Source organism: Martinezella rhizogenes (assembly GCF_000799715.1).
Lineage (GTDB): Bacteria > Pseudomonadota > Alphaproteobacteria > Rhizobiales > Rhizobiaceae > Rhizobium > Rhizobium rhizogenes_C.
On record NZ_JUHG01000017.1, the window covers coordinates 174858 to 194631 of the forward strand.

At 59.5% G+C, this 19774-nt stretch carries 18 protein-coding genes; 10 read left to right on the forward strand and 8 right to left on the reverse strand.

Going from position 1 to position 19774, the window contains the following annotated elements; translation table 11 throughout:
• Positions 1 to 22 precede the first annotated feature (22 nt).
• From EX00_RS25200 to EX00_RS25215, 4 genes are all read right to left on the reverse strand, one after another.
• Positions 23 to 3097: an efflux RND transporter permease subunit gene (locus tag EX00_RS25200; RefSeq protein WP_047464136.1), complete on the reverse strand. Its 3075-nt coding sequence runs from the start codon at positions 3095 to 3097 to the stop codon at positions 23 to 25.
• Positions 3097 to 4191, reverse strand: coding sequence for an efflux RND transporter periplasmic adaptor subunit (locus tag EX00_RS25205; protein ID WP_080761330.1), 1095 nt, complete (start codon positions 4189 to 4191; stop codon positions 3097 to 3099). The genes EX00_RS25200 and EX00_RS25205 overlap by 1 nt, the downstream gene beginning before the upstream one ends.
• Positions 4191 to 4448 carry a hypothetical protein gene (locus EX00_RS25210; RefSeq protein ID WP_047464137.1) on the reverse strand — a complete coding sequence of 86 codons (258 nt, stop codon included), beginning with the start codon at positions 4446 to 4448 and terminating at the stop codon, positions 4191 to 4193. Before EX00_RS25210 ends, EX00_RS25205 begins: the two co-directional genes overlap by 1 nt.
• Positions 4449 to 4821: 373 nt before the next feature.
• Positions 4822 to 5490 (reverse strand): MipA/OmpV family protein, encoded by a 669-nt coding sequence (locus EX00_RS25215; RefSeq protein ID WP_047464138.1) that lies wholly within the window; start codon positions 5488 to 5490, stop codon positions 4822 to 4824.
• Positions 5491 to 6172: 682 nt separating this feature from the next.
• Here EX00_RS25215 and EX00_RS25220 point away from each other — a divergent pair.
• Entirely contained in the window at positions 6173 to 6586 is a 414-nt protein-coding gene (locus tag EX00_RS25220; RefSeq protein ID WP_202903766.1) for a DoxX family protein, read from the forward strand.
• A 40-nt stretch (positions 6587 to 6626) separates the two neighbouring features.
• Here EX00_RS25220 and EX00_RS25225 read toward each other — a convergent pair whose 3' ends face one another.
• The 4 genes from EX00_RS25225 to EX00_RS25240 all read right to left on the reverse strand — a co-directional run bounded on the left by EX00_RS25225 (position 6627) and on the right by EX00_RS25240 (position 10481).
• Positions 6627 to 7355, reverse strand: a complete 729-nt coding sequence (locus EX00_RS25225; RefSeq protein ID WP_047464139.1) for an SDR family oxidoreductase — start codon at positions 7353 to 7355, stop codon at positions 6627 to 6629.
• A gap of 35 nt (positions 7356 to 7390) precedes the next feature.
• Positions 7391 to 8155, reverse strand: coding sequence for an SDR family NAD(P)-dependent oxidoreductase (locus EX00_RS25230; protein WP_047464140.1), 765 nt, complete (start codon positions 8153 to 8155; stop codon positions 7391 to 7393).
• A 117-nt stretch (positions 8156 to 8272) separates the two neighbouring features.
• Positions 8273 to 9475: an ROK family transcriptional regulator gene (locus tag EX00_RS25235; RefSeq protein ID WP_047464141.1), complete on the reverse strand. Its 1203-nt coding sequence runs from the start codon at positions 9473 to 9475 to the stop codon at positions 8273 to 8275.
• Positions 9476 to 9596: 121 nt separating this feature from the next.
• Positions 9597 to 10481, reverse strand: a complete 885-nt coding sequence (locus tag EX00_RS25240; protein WP_047464142.1) for a sugar phosphate isomerase/epimerase family protein — start codon at positions 10479 to 10481, stop codon at positions 9597 to 9599.
• A 503-nt stretch (positions 10482 to 10984) separates the two neighbouring features.
• On the opposite strand from EX00_RS25240, the gene EX00_RS25245 reads away from it, so the two are divergent.
• The 9 genes from EX00_RS25245 (at position 10985) to EX00_RS25285 (ending at position 19774) form a co-directional block, all read left to right on the forward strand.
• Positions 10985 to 11941 (forward strand): helix-turn-helix domain-containing protein, encoded by a 957-nt coding sequence (locus EX00_RS25245; protein ID WP_047464143.1) that lies wholly within the window; start codon positions 10985 to 10987, stop codon positions 11939 to 11941.
• A gap of 236 nt (positions 11942 to 12177) precedes the next feature.
• Positions 12178 to 13611: an extracellular solute-binding protein gene (locus tag EX00_RS25250; RefSeq protein WP_047464144.1), complete on the forward strand. Its 1434-nt coding sequence runs from the start codon at positions 12178 to 12180 to the stop codon at positions 13609 to 13611.
• A gap of 116 nt (positions 13612 to 13727) precedes the next feature.
• Positions 13728 to 14609, forward strand: a complete 882-nt coding sequence (locus EX00_RS25255; RefSeq protein WP_047464145.1) for a carbohydrate ABC transporter permease — start codon at positions 13728 to 13730, stop codon at positions 14607 to 14609.
• Positions 14609 to 15445, forward strand: a complete 837-nt coding sequence (locus EX00_RS25260; protein ID WP_047464146.1) for a carbohydrate ABC transporter permease — start codon at positions 14609 to 14611, stop codon at positions 15443 to 15445. The genes EX00_RS25255 and EX00_RS25260 overlap by 1 nt, the downstream gene beginning before the upstream one ends.
• A 3-nt stretch (positions 15446 to 15448) precedes the next feature.
• Positions 15449 to 15691: a DUF2160 family membrane protein gene (locus tag EX00_RS25265; protein ID WP_047464147.1), complete on the forward strand. Its 243-nt coding sequence runs from the start codon at positions 15449 to 15451 to the stop codon at positions 15689 to 15691.
• Between the two features lie 38 nt (positions 15692 to 15729).
• Positions 15730 to 16773, forward strand: a complete 1044-nt coding sequence (locus EX00_RS25270; protein ID WP_047464148.1) for an NAD(P)-dependent alcohol dehydrogenase — start codon at positions 15730 to 15732, stop codon at positions 16771 to 16773.
• Positions 16774 to 16783: 10 nt separating this feature from the next.
• Positions 16784 to 17845 carry an ABC transporter ATP-binding protein gene (locus tag EX00_RS25275; protein WP_047464149.1) on the forward strand — a complete coding sequence of 354 codons (1062 nt, stop codon included), beginning with the start codon at positions 16784 to 16786 and terminating at the stop codon, positions 17843 to 17845.
• 25 nt (positions 17846 to 17870) lie between these two features.
• Positions 17871 to 18644 carry an SDR family NAD(P)-dependent oxidoreductase gene (locus tag EX00_RS25280; RefSeq protein ID WP_047464150.1) on the forward strand — a complete coding sequence of 258 codons (774 nt, stop codon included), beginning with the start codon at positions 17871 to 17873 and terminating at the stop codon, positions 18642 to 18644.
• A gap of 176 nt (positions 18645 to 18820) precedes the next feature.
• Positions 18821 to 19774, forward strand: coding sequence for an NAD-dependent epimerase/dehydratase family protein (locus tag EX00_RS25285; RefSeq protein ID WP_047464151.1), 954 nt, complete (start codon positions 18821 to 18823; stop codon positions 19772 to 19774).

Sequence of the window (19774 nt, forward strand, 5' to 3'; positions counted from 1 at the left end):
ACGGTCAGCCTCGATCGTCAATTCATGGAACAGGCTCTGGCTCCTGCTGTCTTCCTCGGAAGATCCGCTTGAGACGCAGCAGGAAGTCGTCGACGAAGGTGAAGATCACGGGAATAACGACGAGGCTGAGGACGGTTGATGTCATGAGGCCGCCGATGACGACGATCGCCATCGGCTGACGGAAACTCGCATCGCCACCGCTGAGGCTCAGGGCTACGGGAAGCATGCCGCCGCCCATGGCGATCGTCGTCATCACGATTGGGCGCGCGCGCTTGTGGCAGGCGTCGACCAGGGCGTCGAAGCGCGAGAGACCTGAGCGCCGTGACATGATCGCATATTCGACAAGCAGGATCGAATTCTTCGTCACCACGCCCATCAGCATGAGGAGGCCGATCAAAACAGGCATGGAGAAGCTCGTGCCTGTCAGCACCAGCGGCAGCAAGGTGCCGCCGAGCGATAGTGGAAGCGCCATCAGGATCGTCAGCGGCTGTAAGAAATCATGGAAGAGCAAAACCAGCACGGCGTAGATGCAGAACACGCCGATCCCCATGGCGATGGCGAAACTGTCGAAGAGTTCCGAGCTGCGCTCCAGTTCGCCCTGTTGGACAAGCTTGACTCCGTCTGGAAGGTTCTGAAGGGCGGGCAGTGCCTGCGCCTCGCTATAGACGTCACCAAGAATGCGGCCATTGAGCTCGACCGAGAGTGTGACGTTTCGAGAGCGGTCGATGCGGTTGATCTCCGAAAGGCTGCCGCCGATGCGGATGTCGGCGACCGAGCCGAGATCGACGCTTCCCCTGACGCCGGCAACGCGGAGATTGGCGATGTCATCGATCGTCGTCCGGTTGCTGGGATCGAACCGGACCCGGATCGAAAGCTGCCGCTGAGGCAGGTTGAGCTTGGCGAGCGCGGAGGAATAGTCGCCACTCGTCGCCACGCGAGCTGCGTTGGAAATTGCTTCTGGCGTGACGCCAAGGGCGGCGGCGCTGTCAAGATTCGGAATAATCTGGATTTCCGGTGCCTGCAGGGAGGCACTGGAGGTCACTGCGCCGATGCCTGGGAGCGTGCGCAGTTGCTCTTCGAGTGCGGCGGATGCCTGGGCAAGTGTATTGGGGTCGTCGCTCGCGAGAGCAATGTCCAGTTTGGTGCCATTGCCGCCCGTGCCCACTTCGATCCTGACACCTGGAAGTACGGCGAGCGCCTGGCGGATATCATTTTCGATCTCAGACTGTTTGCGGCTGCGCTCGCCGATCTTCTTCAGATCGACAACGAGCGACGCGGTCGCCGTGTCCATGGTTACGGAGGAATCGATCAAGTCGCGTGATGATGCGCTTCCTACGGCAGTAAACACGCGCGTCACGTCCGGCAGGCTGGAAACGATATCTGACGCGCGCCGCGTCACGGCGTCCGTTTGTCCGAGCGAGCTGCCGGGCTGAAGTGTTAGCGTGACTTGCGTCTGCGCGTCGTCCGATGGCGGCAGGAAACCGGAGCTGAGCATGGTAAGGGTCGAAAGCGACAGACAGAGGAATATGCAGACGCCGAGGATGGTCAGTTTACGATATCGCAAGCAGGTTTTGACGAGGGCTATATAAGCGCGCATGACCCGGCCGTCTCTCACCTCGACGGGATGCCCCTTCATTAGGTAAGCGGCCATCATCGGTGTCAGTAGGCGGGCAACGACCAATGAGGCGAGAACCGCCACCGCGGCTGTTATGCCGAACTGGCGGAAGATCAGGCCGGGAATGCCGCTCATGAAGGCGGTCGGCAGGAAGACCGCGACGAGCGTCAACGTCGTGGCGATGACGGCAAGGCCGATCTCGTCTGCAGCTTCGAGCGCAGCCTCCTTCGGTGACTTGCCCATTTGCAAGTGCCGCGCGATGTTCTCGATCTCGACAATCGCATCGTCGATGAGGATACCGACCACGAGCGAGAGCGCGAGCAGGGTCACCGTGTTGAGGCTGAAATCCGCGAGATACATGATAAGGAAAGTCGGGATGACGGAGAGCGGCAGTGCCACCGCCGAAAGCAGAGTTGCCCGCCAGTCGCGCAAAAAGAGCCAGACCACCACAACCGCGAGCATCGCGCCTTCGTAGAGCATGTGCATGGAACCGTCGTAATTTTCGATGATCGGCCCGACCGTGTTGTAGGCCTCGACGATCTCGACATCGGTATTGGCTGCGATAAAGTCCTTCATGGCCGCTTCGATTGCGGCCGCAACGCCTGTATCCGAAAAGCCGTTCGATCGTTTGACCTCGACAGCGATCACGGGTTCGCCGTCGAGATAGGCGATTGACGAGCGATCCGCAAAACTGTCGGTTACCTTGCCGATCTCGTCCAGCCGCACCAGCTCCCCACTGGGAAGGGGAATTGCGAGCGACTTCAGCTGCCTGATTGAGGAAACCGCGCCGAGAGTGCGTATCCCCTGCTTGCCTCCGCCGATCTCTGCCCGTCCGCCTGACATGTCCGACTGCACGGATTTGAGTTGCGAGGAAACGGTTGCAGCGCTGAGGCCGAGCGCGCTCATGAGCTGAGGGTTAAGGTCGATGTGCACTTCACGCTCGATACCGCCGATGCGGCTGACCTCACCGACACCCGATACGGAGAGCAGAGCCTTCGTCATGTCGTTGTCGACGAACCATGAAAGCTCCGTTTCGTTAAGGCGGGCGGAGCGCACGGCGTAGGTGAGGAGGGTGGAACCCTGCACTGTCACCTTCGTCACGCTGGGTGACTGCATCTCGGATGGCAGCTCGCTGCTCGCGCTGTCGACGGCGTTGCGCACCTCGTTCAGCGCTTCCTCGCTGCCCTTTCCCAACTGAAACGAGACATTGATGGTGACGCTCCCATCCGTGATTGTCGTCGTGATGTGGTCGAGGAGGCTCAGCGAGGCGAGCCTGTCTTCGATCTTGCGCGCAACTTCCGTTTCGAGCTGGGCTGGCGCGGCGCCTTCCAGCGCTGCGCTCACCTGGATCGTCGGCAGGTCCATGTCCGGAAAATTCTGCACCGCTAGCCTGTCAAAGGCGAGCAGACCGCCGACAGTCGACAGGATGAACAGCAGGATGGCGGGAACGGGATTGCGGATTGACCAAGAGGAAAAGTTCATCACGGTTCCCTCTCCAACTGAACGAGCGCGTCTCCCACCACCCGGACGAGGGCCTTGTCCGAAAGGAAGGCGCCGCCCGCCGTCACGATTTCGGTGGAGCGGCCGAGGCCCGAGAGGATTTCCACTTCGCTGCCATTGCGACGACCGGTTTCCACACGAACGCGCGAGGCGCGCTTGCTTGCATCCACGGTGAAGACATAAGCGATACCATCACGCATCACGAGCGCGGTCTCCGGCACGGTGATCGCCGTCGTGGTCTCAAGCTCGATCTGGCCGGCGACGTAAAGGCCGATGGGCGGGCGGGCCTCCGCCGGCAGCGCCACATAGGTGAGCGCCCGCCCGGTATCGGTGCTGACCGTCGGCCCGACAAGCCGAACGATTCCCTTGACGCGTTGGTCGCCGGGGCCGACGATTGCGGCGTTCAGGCCTGCTTTGATGCGGGGCAGATAGCGCGCGGACACTTCCGCCTGCCACTCGACGCGCTGCTGGCGAACCATACGGAACAGCTCCGTACCGGAGGACACGACAGCGCCGAGCTGGGCCGAGCGGGATGTGATCAACCCATCGTCCACGGCCAGAATAGTTGTCTTGGTGAGCTTGATCTTCTGGCTTTCCAATAAGGCTTCGGCGGATTCGACACCCGCGATCGCCGTCTGCTCGCCGATCAGATACTCGCTGATCTTCTCATCCGAAAGCGCGCCGCTTCCCTGGATCTTTCGTGCCCGGTCGGCATTCGCCCTCGCCTTGGCAAGGGCGGCCTCGGCGCTTGCCAGCGCGGCCTCCTGATTACGCAGTTCCGCGCGCACGGATTCGTCGGCAAGCCGGACGAGGGGTTGTCCTTTCGAGACAACCGACCCGACGTCGACAAGGACATCCGTCACACGCAGGCCATCGATTTCCGCGGCGATGACAGCCTCATGCCAGGGCTTCAGCCAGCCGCTGGCCGGTACCGTCTCGGGCCACCGGCGTTCTACCGGCTTTGCCACGGCAACGGTAAGCGCTGCTGCCTCGTTCTGTTGCGCGATCACAGGCTCTGCGATGGAAATAAGATTCACACCCAGGAAAAGGGCAAGAAGAAGAGGTAGCGGTCGCATCAGAGCAGGTTTCCTTTCGACTTTTCCCGAAGAGGTCCTGGGGCCGCCGCCCGCGTCCCAGCCGCCACGGGGTCGTCGAAGGCCGACCACCAGGACACTAGATTGCTGGTCTGGCCGTTACGTGGATAAGTCGCATGCCAGACATTTGCGATCTTCACGTCGGGTCTCTCAAGATCGGCGACGGCAGCGCAGCCCGAGACGATTGGGCAGGCGGCGGCACTGCCGATGGTGACGATTTTACGATAGGCTGCTTTCATCGCTGTACTCACAATCCCGCACTTCGAGCACGGGATGTAGCCGATCGGATGTGAGGTGGGGTCAAAGACCGGTTAAGATTGATTAAGTTTGATGTCGGGTGGGCGCATCGCACTTCCCCGGCCTCAGTCATTAGTCGTGATTCATATTGGGAACAGTTGTGCCGGCCGGCGGCTCCAGACTTTACTCAGCCGGAGTGCCTGTTCGCCGGGGGAGAATGACCACAATGCGGAATTGAAGTCCGGTCCGAGCAATCTGAGGATCGGGATCGGGTTTGCCCGTCACGGTAAACCCGATCCCGATGCAGAGACGAGTACAAGAAACCAGGGCCAACGAAAAAGGATGTCAGCGGCCTTGCGGCGCCTTACTGGGCTCCTAGAATTTGTAACCGACGATCAGCATCGCAGATGGCTGCATGTCGTTCTGAACGATCGGGCTGTCCTTCGCGTCGCCGGTCAGGAAACCGACGCCTGCCTGGCTGCGCACAATCCAGTGTTCCGTCGCCATGTATGTTACCGATGCCTCGATATCGAAACGCTTCAGTCCCGCGCTCGCCTCATATTGCCGCAATCCCGATCTTGCAGACTGCGTTGCGGTTACCCCGAAATAACTCTCCATATGATTGTCATCGGCAAATGTCGCGGAAGCCCCCGCGGAAAGGATGAAACGATCATAGTGATGCGAGACATTTGCTCCGACCTGACCGACCAGGCCGTCGCTGCCCCCAATCGTCTTGTCGACAGAAGCATAGAATTCCACCGGTCCCATTTCATACGAGAGCTGCGCTCCGACTAGTGCACCAGCATCGATGTCACCCAGACCTTTGAGGTGGTCGGAATCATCTTCATCGCGCCCACCTCCCATGTCGTAACCGCCCTTTACCGTGAACTTAAATCCGTTGGACTTCAGCACTTCGACTTCCAGCCCGCTCGGATCGACAGTGACGCGATCACCGAAGGTCGCGGAGATCATGGGAATGGGGGCCACTTGGAACTCGTCCGACCCTTCGAATTTCGGCGCATACATGGCTCCGGCGCCGACCATGACATTCCAGTCGGAAAGCTTCTGGCGTATGCCCCCAAACCGTCCCTTGTCGAAGTTCTCCGTCGGGGGATGGCGGGCTCTTCACCCTCGTAAGGGTCGGCGGCGCGTGCCTGGGTTAGGGGGCAAGCAGCTACCGCGAGTCCAGCAGCGATGGCGACACGCCGCGGATGGCTTAATAAGGACTTGCTCAATGACATTCGAATTGGCTCCTGGGATCCGATAGAGAGTTTTCAACGCGTGCAAAGTGTGAAAGCCCGACGCGCCGGCCTCTCGCGGTCGCACTGTCCCAGACGACGTCGTTAACTTGGGTTTTGTGATGTTAAGAAATATTGCCCAGGTCGATGCCGCTGACCCGTGAGCCTAGAACCGCGCGTCGATGGCCGGGCAATAGCGGGAATGGGCGGATAACGTCCCGCAGCGTCCGGGAAATAGGCGATATCCTCAATACAGACACCGCCCTCTGGCCGTTCGGACCGCCGGGCGCCGTTGACACGATAGTCGAGCACAAATACCGCGCTCCGATCCAAGGCAAAGGAATGTTGTCAATTGAACTCCTGACGCAGCCGCCTTTCGACACGGCGGGGGCGATCGTCCCGAGAAAAATAAACTTTCCCGGCTCTGTCGGAGTTCTCTTCTGTTGGCCGTCCTTGGAGCATCGACCACTTCAACCTGGAGAGACATCGTGGAAAACGCTCAATCGGCTTGGCAGACCGCCGCCATTCTCATCGCCCGCCTGATCTTCGCCGCCGTTTTTCTGATGGCAGTCTCGTTCAAGTTCATGGATATGGGCGCGACCGCCGGCTACATCGCCGCCGTGGGTTTCCCGTTCCCGCTATTCCTCGCCTGGTGCGCGGCGATCCTTGAAGGGCTGCTGGTCATTGCCTTCCTGACCGGCATATTCTTCACACCGGCGGCTATCGTTGCAGCCGTTTATGTCATCTTCCTCGGGTTTTCATTCCACGGCCCGTCGCATTGGGCTGGCAATCAGGCCGAATTCGGCTTCTTCGTCGACCATTTTACGTTCCTTGCCGGCCTGTTCTTTGCCGCCGTGCATGGACCGGGGAGTGTGCTTGCCATCAGGGTCGGCCGGCCGTGAGCGGACGGATTTCATGATCCAATCCGCAAGTCATTGCCAATCAGATGTCGAAGTTCTGTGGCAGGATCACGAGGTCGCGGATCGTCACATTGCGTGGCCGTGTCAGCATGAACAAGACCGCTTCGGCAACTTCAGACGGCTCGATGAGATTGCCGGCTGCCATCGCTTTTTCGAGATTTTCCGGTGGCCAATCCTTCAGGAGCGCCGTCACCACCGGACCGGGCGCGATTGCCCCCACCCTTATTCCATGTTTCGAGACTTGCCGCCGCACCGTGTGGACGAAGGCTTGCACCGCATGCTTCGAGGCTGTGTAGACCGGTTCCCACACCACCGGGACATGACCAGCCACGGAACTTGTCACGATGATATCGCCGGTCTTGCGCTCCACCATATGCGGGAGGACCGCGTGTACGCAGCGAAACACGGCATTGATGTTGAGATTGAGCATCCGGTCAAAGGCATCCGGATCGCCTTCGATAAGATCGCCGCCGATATAAGAGCCTGCATTGGCGTGGAAGACGTCGAGTTGCCCAGCTTTTGAAAGGATCTGCGGCATCATGGTCGCGATGCTGCTTGTGTCGGCCAGATCGATCACCAACGGGATAGCGTTACCGCCAAGTTCCTGGCAAACCGCGTTCAGCCTGTCTTCCGCGCGGTCGATCAGGACGACACGGGCACCGGATTCAACGCAGATCTTGCTGCAGGCAAGGCCAATCCCGGATGCGGCACCAGTGATGGCGACGACTTTTCCCTGGAGTTTGTTGGTCATTTTTCATTCTCCTCCTGACTATTTTAAGGTTGATGTCACCGGGTAAGGTAGCCGCCGTCAACCACGAGCACGGAGCCCGTGACATAGCTTGCGGCCGGCGAGCACAGGAACAGGACGCAGTTGGCGATCTCCTCCGGCTGGCCGTAGCGTCCCATCGGGGTCATCTGCCGCCAGACGGAATCCCATTCCGGAATGGCAAAACCGCCCCGGGTCATGTCGGTGTCGATATAGCCAGGCGCGACCGCGTTCACCCTGATGTTTTCAGCCGCGACCTCGCTGGCCAGGCTCTTCGTCATCATATGCACCGCTGCCTTGGATGCATTGTATGCGACCTGATTCTGCGGAATGTTCGTGACGAATCCCGAGATCGACCCGACGTTCAGAATGACCCCGCCGCCCTGCTCGCGCATCGGCTTCATTGCGGCGCGGCAAAAGCGAAAGGCCTGAATGAGATTGGTGGACATGATCGTGTCCAGCATCTGGTCATTGAAATCCGGTGTATCGCCATGCACGGCGACACCGGCATTGTTGACAAGAATATCGATGCGTCCGTATTTCGCGATCGTATGCTGGATCAGCATGTCTGGCGCGGCCGGGTCCGTGGCGTCGGCGGATACGAAATCATACTCATAGCCGGCATCGTTCAGCAGGGCGTCCGCTTCCGGATTGTCGCGGCGCGCGGTCAGAACGGATTTGGCTCCGGCTTCGCCGAAAAGCTGGGCAATCGCCAATCCGATGCCGCGATTGCCGCCGGTAATGAGGGCAACCTTGTCGTCCAGCCTGAATTGTTTCAGGGTCATCCTAGTCTCCTCCTCTTTATCTCTTAACTGTCTACCAGCTCCTCAGCAGGTTATCGCGCGGTCGGCCGACATTGACCCGGCCAGCGTACTGGAGAGGGCGATGTCAATGTTGCCCTCTCAGCTTGCCTCCTCCGCAAAGCGTTGGCTTTCCTGTGATAGAAAGCGTTGGTGGAGGATACAGGCGGCGCCGAAGGCGGGACCGACTGTTTCCTCTTCGTTCACGTCAATGGATGGCAATGGAAAGCTTGCCTCCTGCGCTAACTGGATATGGTGGGCGACGCGCGCCGCCATCAGCGGATAGAGAGCCGCGACGGAACCGCCAAGGATGATGCGGTCGGCATCGATGACGCGACAGGCCTGGATGAGGCCAAATGCCAGGGCTCTTGCCCATTCCTCCGCAATCGAGACCGCGCCGGGTACACGATCGCGCACATCGGCAAGGAAATGCCCGAATGTCGGGGCAACGATGGCCGGTGTCTTGCGGTACTCCGTCATGATATGTTCCAGGCCCAGAACTTCCTCGAGGCTGCGGCTCGGCTCCGATGCACTGGAGATTCTCAGATGCCCGATCTCGCCCGCCAATCCGTTGGCGCCGCGAAACAGGCTGCCATCGGCAATAATGCCGCCGCCAACCCCGCTTTCCATGACCAGGAACAGCGTCACGCCGGTGTGCTTGTCGTTTCGCCCATAAGAAGCGCCGATAGCAAACGCGTTGCCATCGTTCTCCGCGACGACTGGCACGGAAACGGGCAGGGACTCCCGCACCAATTCGGCAAGCTGGACATTTTCCCAGCGTAGCAAGGGCGCTAGCCGGACAAATCCGTGCTTGTCCATTTGTGCCGGCACGGCAATACCTATGCCTTCGCAGCACTCCAGCCTTGAAGACGGAATGGCCCCCAGCACCATCTGGATCGCCCGCTCGACGGTGGCGGTAACGCCGGCGGATGCGCCGTCGAACGGTTCGACCGTGGTCGAGACAATGTTGCCGCCAAGATCGATCTCGACGGCACTAATATGCTCCACGCCTATTTCTATGCCGAGGAAATAGACGGCACCTGGCACCAACTCGATCATGATTCCCGGCCGCCCCGCATGGGCGTGACCGCCGCGCGACTGTTCACCTTCGCTGACCTCGCGCACCAATCCATCAAGCGTCAGGCCAGCGATGATATGGCCGGAAGAGGAGCGGTTCAGCCCCAGCCTGCGGGCAAGTTCCGCCCGGCTGAGCGGGCCGAACTGATACAACGCACGCAACGCCGCCAGCTCGTTGCGCTGGCGGATTCCCCGTGGCGAACTCGTTGCTACCGCCGGCTCTGTCAAAAATGAACTCCGCTAATTTTTGTGAGGAACGGACGAGTGGTGGTGCAATAAAGGTAAGCGCAAATGTCGATATGCGAGAGCTACGGTTTTCACCACTGCTTCCGCTGATGATATTGCCCTGTCAAGGGCGTGCGTTGGTGGCCCGTCGTCGCACTGCTTCCTGCATCTTGAGATCGATGAAGGCCTTGGCATGCTCGGCAAGCGGCATGTTTTCCGTCCATGTGTCTCGCCAGATGGCGCAGGCAAGCGACAGACCTTCGTCCACGACGGCGCTGGAGAATGACTCGAAGGTGATGTCCTTGTCATAGCCGATATCGAGCAGCGCATCGAACACCAGGTCGAAATTGATGCAACCGTCGCCCAGATAGCCGCGATTGCTCTCGCCGATGTGGAAATAGCCGATCTTGTCACCGGCAAGCCGGATCGCCGCAGCCGGATTGGCCTCCTCGATGTTCATGTGGAACGTATCGAGATGCAGAAACACATGATCGGAACCCGTCGCCTCTATGAAGGCAAGCCCCTGCGCTGTCGTGTTGAGCAGATTTGTCTCAAACCGATTGACGATTTCGAGCACGAGATCCACGTCCGCCGCCTTGGCGATATCAGCCGTCCTGGCAATGGCCTGAACACTGTTCGCGCGGCCGCTTTCGGTCGGCATCCGGCTGTATTTGGTATGGGCGGAATAAAGGATGCCACCGAGCTTGGTGCCGCCGATGTCGCGGACGGCCCTGACCGCATCGGCGAGCATGCGCTCACCGGCCTTGACCGTCTCGGCATCGTCGCTCGAAACGTCGGCACTGAGCGGCAAGCCCATTGTGACGGCAATCTGCAGGTCGAGTGAACGCGCCCGCTTGGCCAATTGGTCGAGGTTGAATTTCTCGGGCCGCAGATAAGCAAACTCGATGAGTTTGTATCCGCACGCGGCCGATTTCTCCATCGCGTCCTCGAGCATGTGTTGCGTGCCGCCGCCCGTCCAGACGAACGAATGGATCCCCAATCTTCCCATGTAATTCTCCTCCCAGAAGAATATCCTATATGTTGCTACACACAACAAAATAGCCGATCGCCTTCGATGTCAAGTCGCTTCATCTGTGTCGGCCTATCGATGTGGAAAATAGTCGATACGCGATCCGATGCAGTTTTCGCCGGGAGAATCGCGCCAGGTGCGGCGTATTCACGTCCGTACCCCGGTGTCAGTTTGGTATTGACACTTTTGGCAAAAGCGCTAATTTGTATTTTTACACAACATATGTAAGGCCAATTGCGCCAGGCGAGGGGTTTGCAGAGCGGAATTGCGGCGATCCTAGATGGTAAAGCCGCAAATTGACGGGAAAATCCTAGACTCTGAGACACATTTCGCGGGTGCTGCCGGATCAAATTGAAGCGTGATTTTTTTCGCATATGCCGTGCCGAAGAGGGAGAGGAGCCCTTGCAGGCGCGAGTGACGCAGGGATGGCAGATTGGGCGGAGCGATATGCTCGCGACCCGATCCGGGGAGGGGCTCTGGCCATGAAGGCTGACTTAAGGATCGTTCCGGACTTTGAAATGGTCATATGCGCACCGGCGGAATCCTTCCGCTGGCACATGCACCATTATCCGTATTTCGGAGCCAAGTGGCACTATCACCCCGAATATGAGCTGCATCTGACACGCAAGAGTTCGGGCGTGATGATGGTTGGCGATTACATCGGTGAGTTCGAGCCAGGCTGCCTGGTTCTGACCGGACCCAACGTCCCGCACAATTGGGTCAGCGATATAGAGCCCGGCGTCTTGATCCAGAACCGCGATATGCTGGTTCAGTTCAGCGCCGAATGGGCCGATCGCGTCACCGGCCTTTGCCCGGAACTCGCCAGCATCCGTCCACTCTATGAAGATGCCGTCTACGGCGTGGAGTTTCTCGGCGCGACGGCCATGGCCGGGCAGCGGCTGCTTGCCCAGATCGGCGGTGCCCATGGCGCGGAGCGCATCGTGCTGTTTATGCAGCTGATGGTCACGCTGGCCCAGAATCCCGGCGATCGCCGCAGGCTATCGAGACTGGCGCCGGCCTCCGCGCATGTGGAACTGCCGCGGGAACTCGATGTCGCCATGCGCTATGTGCTCGAGCACTATAGCGACGATATCGATCTTGCCTCGGTATCCCGGCTGTGCGGGCTGGAGCCGCAGGCATTTTCCCGATTTTTCAAGCGGCAGACCGGCCATACATTTGCGCGCTATGTCATTCTGGCGCGCGTCTATGCGGCCTGCTCGCTGCTGACGCAGACCTATAGGCCAATCACCGACATCTGCTTCGAGGTCGGCTTCAACAACATCGCCAATTTCAACAGGCAGTTCATCAAGGTTTGCGGTCGCACGCCGTCGGACTACCGCCGCAATGCTCACAAGATCGGCACCAAGGCGCGCGCGGATCCGTTCAGGGAGATCCGCGCCTTTTCAGCCGGCATCGGTGCGGTCGGCGAAAAAGTATAGGTCGGTCGCAAAGCACGCGTGGCAGAGGATTTTTACCGATACTAAGTTCGTCAGACGCGCATGGAGGCGGGTCCACAAAAATAAGCTGCGGTATCCGACCATGATAGCGAGATGAAATTCGACCGCCGGGAGGAGCCGGGGCGTTGGATTTTCGAGGCCCCGACTGCTGTCGGGCCTAGCAAGATGCTTGTCGACAACCGTCCGCAAGCACAACGAACACTCTGGGAGGAGAGTTTATGATCGGAAAAAATGGAATTGGACTTGCGGCACTCGCAATCAGTCTCATGGCGACTGTCATGCCCGCAAAGGCTGACTTCTGGTCGGATGCCGGAGCGAAATACAAGGGCGTCGTTCTGCATGGTGTGACCGAGAGCACGCCGCCCTCCAACTACATCAAGGATGTGCTTGCGCCGGAGTTCGAGAAGAAGACCGGGATCAAGGTCGCGATCGAAACCACGTCTTGGGATCAGATGTACGACAAGGCCATCAAGGACATGGAAGCCAAGACCGGCATCTATGACATGGTCTATATCGAACAGGACATCATCTACGCCTATCTGGCCCGCAACTTCCTTGTCGATATCACCAAGTCGCTCAAGGACGACGCGTCGCTGAAGGCGCCCGAATTCGACGAGACGCATTTCACCACCTTCGCCAACTATTTCAAGAATGCCGATGGGGATCTCTTCGGCGTCCCGATGGAAGCCTTCATCAAGATATATCTCTATCGCACCGATCTCTTCAACGACCCGAAGATCAAGGAGGCGTTCAAGAAGGAAACCGGCAAGGACCTCGTCCCGGCGAAAACGCACGAGGAATATACCCAGATCGCGGAATTCTTCACCAAATACGGCAAGGACAACGGCCTTGAGCTTTGGGGCACCACCGCGCAGGCCCACACCGGCCATCCGGCGTCCTGGTATGAATTTTTCGAGTCCGTTGCGCCAACCTTCGGTGTGTTCAATTGGGGCATCGACGCTTCCAAGAACTATGCGGCGAGCGTCGAAAATGGCGGTACGATGAACGGCCCGGAGGCCAAGAAAGCGCTGAAATACTGGCTGCATCTGCGCGATATCGCCCCGCCGGAATCGGCGGCAAGCACATGGACGGAAGTCGGTACGACATTCGCCGCCGGCCGTGTCGCACAGGGCCTGGTCTACGGCGAGAACGCGGCCTGGATCGCCAGCGACGCTGAAAAGTCGAAGGTCGTCGGCAATGTCGGCGTGGCGCTGCCGCCAACGGAACCCGCGGTTCTCGATGAGGTCAAAGGCGGCAAGGGCTATATCGGCTACTATGATGGTGGTGCTTTCGGGCTCCCCGTAACGTCGAAGAACAAGGAGGCGGCACTGCTGTTCCTGCAGTTCATTGGCCAGGATTCAGTCCAGGCCGATTGGGCAGTCGCCGCACCGCGCATCACCAACACGGCAACCTATGACGACCCGAAAATCATCGAAATGGACAAGAAGCTCAACGGCTACTATTCCATGCTGAAGGATGATGGGAAGCTGTTTGCCGGCGCCCCTCCTTACCCCTTCCACGCCCAGGTGCGCGAAGCAACGGCTCCGATCTTCTACAGGATCCTGCTGGGGGAAGTGTCACCCGACGATGGACTTGACCAGATGGCGGCCGCCGCCGAAGCGGAGCTGAAGAACCTCGGCTATCGCAAATAGTCCAACGCAAGTCTGCCCGGGCAGCCGCAAGAGCGGCCGCCCGGGACGCACATTGAGTGCTCCGCGGCGCAAGGTGACACTGCGGCACGAGCATCGACTTCCGGGAGACAAGGTTCATGCGTTCCAACACTGTGGGCTGGTTGATGCTTGCCCCGACGATAGCAATTCTCGCCATATTCGGCATCGCACCCTTCATCTACGTGCTTTATTTGGCGTTTCATCACTGGAACCCGTTCGGCGCCGATCCGTCCATGGCCTATAATGGCGCGAACAATTTCCGCCGGCTTGTCTTCGACCAGGAATTTCTCGGGTCCGTCGCCGTCACCGCCAAGTTTGCATTCTTCGCCGTGCTCAGCGAAATCGCCCTTGGCTATGCTCTTGCCCAACTGTTCATGCGTGAGTTTCCGGGCCGCGGTTTCTTCAGAACAATCCATACGCTGCCGCTCATTGTCGCGCCCATCGTCGTCGGCTCCGTCTGGCGTCTGATGACGACGCCGAGTATCGGCATCATTCCCTATCTGCTCAAGCACTGGCTCGGCTATGATCTGAATATCGGTCGCGATGCCAGCGCTGCCTTTGCGCTGACCGTCATTATGGACATTTGGCATTGGACGCCGCTCGTGACGCTTACCTTGCTCGCCGCGCTGCTCGCCCTGCCCAAGGAGCCGTTCGAACAGGCGCAGATAGACGGCGCCAACCGCTGGCAGATCTTCTGGCACGTCACGCTGCCGATGATCCGGCCCGCAATTCTCGCGACCGTGTTCATCCGTCTGATGGATGCGCTGCGCACCGTCGACGAAGTCTGGATGCTGACATCGGGCGGTCCCGGAGCGGCAACCCGCTATGTCGGCCTGCATATCTGGAAGATCGTGTTTCCCAAGACCGATTACGGCTATGGCGCGGCCATATCGGTGATCGTGCTCTACCTGACGCTGGTCATGTGCTGGCTGCTTTATGTCGCCCTCGTCGCCCGCCGCGAAAAGAAGAGGACATTCTGATGCGCCGACAACGCCCCGTCCTCTACCTGCTGCTCTGGCTGTTTCTCAGCGTATTGACCCTGTTTCCGATCTACTGGTTGTTCGTTATCTCGGTGAAGCCGGCGGTGGATCTCTTCACCACGCCAAGCCTGATCCTCGATACCGTCTACTGGAAGAACTACGTCAACGTGATCAACAATGAGACGTTGCGTGGCTACATGATCAATTCGTTGATCATCTCCACCAGCAATGCGCTTCTGGTCACCGTGCTGGCTTTTCTGGCCTGCTACGCGCTGTCCCGTTTCGATCTTGCCGGCAAGGAGAACATCTTCTTCTGGACGATCACCAACCGCATGGCGCCCGCTGCCGTGTTCCTGCTGCCTTTCTACCTGCTGTTTACCCAGGTTTTCACCTTCGGCGACTGGAAGCTCTACGACACCAAGATCGGGATGATCCTGCTCTATTGCACCTTCAATCTGCCTTTCGCGATCTGGACGCTGCGGCCAACCATCGACGGCATTCCCAAGGAACTCGACGAGGCCGCCACCGTCGACGGCGCCTCGACATGGCAGGTGATCCACGAAGTCGTCTTCCCGCTCGCAAGACCGGGCCTTGCGGTCACATTCATTCTCACCTGGGTATTTGCCTGGAATGAGTTTCTGCTGGCGGCAACCCTCACAAGCTTCAACGCCCGCACCATCACTACCGGCCTTTCGGAGTATGTCACGACCACCGGGACCGAATGGGGCACAATGGCGGCGATTGCGGTCATCACGCTGATCCCGGCCCTCATCATTTTCTCGATGGTCCAGCGCCACATCGTGGCCGGTCTGACCTTCGGCGCGGTCAAGGAGTGAGCGATGCAACATCAAATCGATCCTGACGAAACAGACGATGCACCGGCCGCTGTGGTGGCCGGCAAACAGGAGCGGGTCGGCTTCCTGCCGATCGTCACCAACTGGTTCGACCGTGTGTTTGTCGGCATCTACCTGTTTGTCGCACTTGAACTGCTCTGGATGCGCTTCCTCGAACAATCGATCCCGCTGACGGTCTGCCATGTGCTGGCCGTCGCCTTGGGCGTCCTGATCGTCTGGCGCGGCTGAAGCCGGGTGCCTTCTGAAATCGAGAAATGGAATAGGCCATGAAAGCACTGGTTCTGGAAGAAAAGATGAAACTGTCGCTTAGGGACTTTCCCATTGAGCGCGCAGAGACGCTCGGGCCCCGCGACGTTCGCATCAAACTGCACACAGTCGGCATTTGCGGCTCGGATGTGCATTATTACACCCATGGCGGCACCGGTATCTTCCAGGTGAAGGCACCGATGATCCTCGGTCACGAGGCGTCCGGCACGGTCATCGAGGCCGGGGCCGACGTCACATCGCTGAAAGTCGGCGACCGCGTCTGCATGGAACCGGGCATTCCCGACCCTAACAGCCGTGCCACCCGGATGGGCATGTACAATGTCGATCCGGCCGTGCGTTTCTGGGCAACCCCGCCTATCCACGGAGTGCTGCGGCCAACGGTGGTTCATCCCGCCGACTTCACCTTCAAGCTGCCCGACAATGTTTCCTTCGCCGAAGCGGCGATGGTCGAGCCGCTGGCAGTCGGCGTCCACGCCGCCACCAAGGCACAGGTCAAGCCAGGTGATATCGCGCTGGTGATCGGCGCCGGCCCGATCGGGCTGGTCACCGCGCTCTCGGCGCGGGCGGCCGGTTGCGCACGCGTCTTCGTCAGCGATATCGACGACGCAAAGCTCGAGATCGCCGCAAAACTCGGCGCAGTCGTGCCGATCAACCCGCGGCGCCAGGACCTCCTCAACGAAATTCTCACGGCCACGGATGGCTGGGGCGTGGAAATCCTGTTCGAATGCTCGGGCCACCCTAGGGGTGCCGAAGGCGTGTTCGATCCGCTGGCGCCGGGCGGGCGGGTGGTGTTCATCGGGTCGCAGGTCCACCCGATCCACTACGATGTCGGCAAGGCCATGGTGCGCGAAGCCCGTGTCGAACATGTCTTCCGCTACGCTCATGTCTTTCCGCGCTGCGTGGCCATGCTGTCGTCAGGCGCAATCGACGTCAAGCCGCTCATCACCCGCACGTTTGATTTTGAAGACAGTGTCGGCGCCTTTGAAACCGCTGCATCCGCCCCCCGGGGCGAAGTCAAGATGCAGATCTTATTGCCGCAATAGAGGGATTGGTATGGCTCAGGTCGCCGTCAAGGACGTCATCAAGAAGTATGGAAGTCTTCAGGTCATTCATGGCGTGAACATCGATATAGCAGACGGCGAATTCGTTGTTCTCGTGGGTCCGTCCGGATGTGGCAAGTCGACATTGCTGCGCATGATCGCGGGGCTTGAAACCATCTCCGGCGGCGAGGTCTCGATTGGTGCCAGGGTCGTCAATAACGTGCTGCCCAAGGACCGCGACATCGCCATGGTGTTTCAGAACTATGCGCTCTATCCGCATAAGAACGTCGCCGACAACATGGGCTTTCCGCTGAAGCTGAAGGGTGCTCCCAAAAGCGAAATCGAAGCCAAGGTCAGGAAAGCCGCCGAAATTCTCGATCTCGGCAAGCTGCTGGACCGCTATCCCAAGCAGCTCTCTGGCGGCCAACGCCAGCGCGTCGCGATGGGTCGTGCGATCGTGCGCGATCCACAGGTCTTTCTGTTTGACGAGCCTTTGTCCAATCTCGACGCCAAGCTGCGCGTGACCATGCGCGTCGAGATCAAGGAACTTCACCAGCGGCTGAAGACCACGACGATCTACGTCACCCACGACCAGATCGAGGCGATGACCATGGCCGACAAGATCGTTGTCATGCGCGATGGCCTGGTCGAGCAGATCGGAGCGCCGCTCGACCTTTACGACCACCCCGCCAATGTCTTCGTTGCAGGCTTCATCGGCTCGCCGGCGATGAACTTCGTGCATGGCAAACTGGCAATCGTAAACGACGAGACGGCTTTCGTCAGCGATAAGGGCACCGTCTTGCCGGTGCCAGCAGGGACAGCCCCGCATAGCGAGCCGGTGGTCTACGGCATTCGTCCGGAACATATCGAACATCAGAGTGAAGGCCTGTCGGCAACGATCTCGGTGCTCGAACCGACCGGATCCGAAACGCAAATTTTTGCCCATATCGGGGGCGATCCCCTGAATGCAGTGGTCAAGGACCGGATCGCATTGCGCCCTGGCGAGACTATACCGCTGCTCATCAACCGCGAACGGGTTCACCTCTTCGAGAGGAAGAGTGGCCGGCGTGTCTGATTCCCATAAATGATGGAGTAGTTCGATGTTCTTTGAGAAATTCAGGATGGATGGGCAGGTTGCCGTGGTCACCGGCGGCGGACGTGGCATCGGCCTGGCCTGTGCCGAAGCGTTGGCCGAGGCCGGTGCCAAGGTTGTTATCATTGACCGGGAAGAGGCGATAGCCCAGTCCGGCAAGCAAGCGCTGGCGGCAAAGAGCTATGAAGCCGATATCCTGATCCTCGACGTGACGGATTCGGTTGCCGTCGACAGGGCCGCCGAGGAAGTGTTCGCCAAATACGGCCGGATTGACGTTCTCGTCGCCAATGCCGGCATTGCCCGCTCCGGCACTCCTGCAGAGGACACGCCGGACGAACTCTGGCTGAACGTCAATGACGTCAACTACAACGGTGTGTTCTGGTGCAACCGCGCCTTCGGCCGGCCAATGCTGAAGGCCGGACGCGGCTCGATCATCAATATCGGCTCGATGTCCGGCTACATCATCAATCGCCCGCAAAACCAGACCTATTACAACGCCTCCAAGGCCGCCGTGCACCATCTCACCGCCTCACTGGCGGCGGAATGGGCCGGGCGCGGCGTCCGCGTCAACGCGGTGGCGCCGACCTATATCGAATCCGAGATGACGAAGGTCCTCAATCTCGATCCCGATGTGGTCGAAACCTGGCTGCGCGATACGCCGATGGGCCGGATGGGCCAGCCGCACGAGATCGCCTCGGTGGTGCATTTCCTCGCCTGCGACGCATCTAGCCTGATGACCGGCACGACCGTGAAAGCCGACGCCGGCTTTACGATCTGGTAGGAGAGTAGCGTGGCTTCTCCAAAGCATTGCGCGGGTGTCCCGTCGTAAGAAAGAAGACTTCTTCTTTCGCTCGGGGGTGACAAGGCGGAACATGATCCTATTCTCTAGGAGCAATCATTTTCTTCATTCCGCATTTAGGCATCATCCGATTTCGAAAATATCCCTGGGAGGACATCATGACGCGTGCTGTGGTCATTGGAGCGACAGGCCATGTCGGTACTTATCTCGTGCCGCGACTGGTGGAGGCGGGGCATGAGGTGGTGGCGATCAGCCGCGGCCAGGCGAAACCCTATTCGCCGAACCGGGCATGGGATGATGTCGAGCAGTTGACCATGGATCGTGGCGCGATGGAAAAAGACGGCAGTTTCGGGCCGGCAATCAGAGCGTTAAAAGCCGACATCGTCATCGATATGATCTGCTTCACATTGGATAGCGCCCGGCATCTGACCGAGGCGCTGCTCGGCAATGTCGGTCATTTCCTGCATACGGGCACGATCTGGACACACGGTTATTCCACCGTCGTGCCGACGCTTGAGGAAACGCCGAAGCAGCCGTTCGGCGAATATGGAACCCAGAAAGCGGCCATTGAGGCCTATCTACTGGGAGAGGCGCGCTACAAGGGCTTTCCGGCCACCTTGATCCATCCCGGCCATATTGTCGGACCTGGCTGGGAGCCGCTCAATCCGGCCGGCCATTTCAATCTGGCGGCCTTCTCGACGCTGGCGCGCGGCGAGACACTCGCATTGCCGAATTTCGGGCTGGAAACGGTCCATCACGTGCATGCCGATGATGTCGCCCAGATGTTCATGGGCGCGATTGCCAATTGGCGGGCCTCCACCGGCGAGAGCTTTCACGCAGTCTCGGGCGGTGCGCTGACATTGCGGGGTTACGCCGAAGCCATGTCGCGCTGGTTTGGCCACGAACCGAAGCTGGAATTTCTCGCCTACGACAAATGGGCGGAAGGCCAGACGCCGGAGGATGCGACGGCGACGTGGGAGCATATCGCTCGCAGCCCGAATTGCTCTATCGCCAAGGCCGAGCGTCTCCTTGGCTATACGCCGCGTTATACCTCGCTGCAGGCCGTGCAGGAATCGGTGGCGTGGCTGATGGCGAATGGACGGATCGGGTGA